The organism is Mesorhizobium sp. M7A.F.Ca.ET.027.03.2.1, from assembly GCF_003999175.1.
Lineage (GTDB): Bacteria > Pseudomonadota > Alphaproteobacteria > Rhizobiales > Rhizobiaceae > Mesorhizobium.
In genome coordinates, this window is sequence record NZ_RZOM01001351.1 from 1 (window position 1) to 1,335 (window position 1,335).

Below are 1,335 nucleotides of genomic sequence, written 5' to 3' on the forward strand. Positions count from 1 at the left end.
TCCCCGAAGATGATCTGCTTGTTCAAGTGCCAGAGGTTGGGCCGCATCACCTTGACGGTCGCACCTGGATCACCGTCGTGCGCCAGCCGGACGACACCAATCGCGGCCAGTTCCTTGCCGCCTGCGCCAAAGCCGGCTTTCTGCCCGACATCGCCTATGAAACGGCGGATCCGCTGACCTCGCTCGGCCTTGTCAGCGCCGGTCTTGGCCTGGCGACGGTGCAAGCCAGCCTGCGTGCCGCCGCGCCGCCGCGGATCGTGTTTCGCGACCTGCCGTGGTTCGACCGCACGGTTTCCATCCATCTCGCCTGGCGGCGTCATGACCGCCGCGTGGTGATTGCCGATTTGCGGCAGGCTGCGGGGGAATAGGGGAATAGGGCAGTAGGGCAGTAGGGGAGTAGGGCAGTAGGGCAGTAGGGCAGTAGGGCAGTAGGGCAGTAGGGCAGGACACTCCAGGCAATTCACATACTGCCTTACTGCCCTATTCCCTTACTCCCCTACATTTTGTCGATCACCGACTGCACGCCCTCGGTCGGAGCATCGACGGACGACCCTGCCACCATGATGGCGGCGACGATCGCTTCGGGGTCGTCGACGACCAGCGGCTTGACCCGCTGTGCGGTGTGGATGAAGCCTTCGGCGGCCATGTGATCGAGCAGCGCCAGCATCGGATCCCAAAATCCTTTGACATTGCCGAAGACGATCGGCTTGCGATGATGGCCAAGCTGTCCCCAGGTCATGATCTCGACGATCTCCTCGACCGTGCCGATCCCGCCCGGCAGTGCCACAAAGGCGTCGGATTTCTCGAACATCCTGTGCTTGCGCTCGTGCATGTTGTCGGTGATCAAGAGTTCATCGAGCCGGTCAAGCGCGGTTTCGCTCGCTTCCTTGTTGATCAGGAAGCGCGGAATGATGCCCGTTACCTTGCCGCCGGCCTTGAGCGCGCCTTCGGCGACAGCACCCATAATGCCCTTGGTGCCGCCGCCATAGACCAGCCGCAGTCCCGCTTTGGCAATCGAGCGTCCGAGCAGGTGTCCGGCCTTGATATAGGTTTCATCGCGGCCCGGAGACGAGCCGCAATAGACGCAGACGGATCGAATCGTGTTCATGCCGATGATTGGTGATTGGGTCTGAAAGCCGGGTCAAGCCCCAAGAGTTAACAGCCTGGGCTTTTTCTTGTCGGTATTGGTAAAACAGGCTAGACCGGCGTTAGGTGGCTAAGGGGTAGGGAAGTATGGCGATTAATCCACTGAAGGCGTTTCTGTTCGCGGCGGGTGGGACCGTCGCGGCCGCGGGAACCGCCTATGTATCGGGCGCACTCGACCCGTATCTCAAT

2 protein-coding genes are annotated in these 1,335 nt (G+C 61.4%); one reads left to right on the plus strand and one right to left on the minus strand.

The features are described 5' to 3' along the window. Window positions 1-368 (plus strand): LysR family substrate-binding domain-containing protein (locus tag EN750_RS34565; protein ID WP_189526680.1); only part of this gene is annotated, 368 nt, incomplete at its 5' end. A 128-nt stretch (window positions 369-496) separates the two neighbouring features. Here EN750_RS34565 and EN750_RS34570 read toward each other — a convergent pair. Further along, window positions 497-1,108, minus strand: coding sequence for a TIGR00730 family Rossman fold protein (locus EN750_RS34570; RefSeq protein WP_127380766.1), 612 nt, complete (start codon window positions 1,106-1,108; stop codon window positions 497-499). Window positions 1,109-1,335: the final 227 nt, after the last annotated feature.

What these genes read in the sequence shown, in the direction of transcription:
- EN750_RS34570 (WP_127380766.1), bottom strand. Translation starts at nt 1,108, where the DNA reads ATGAACACGATTCGATCCGTCTGCGTCTATTGCGGCTCGTCTCCGGGC.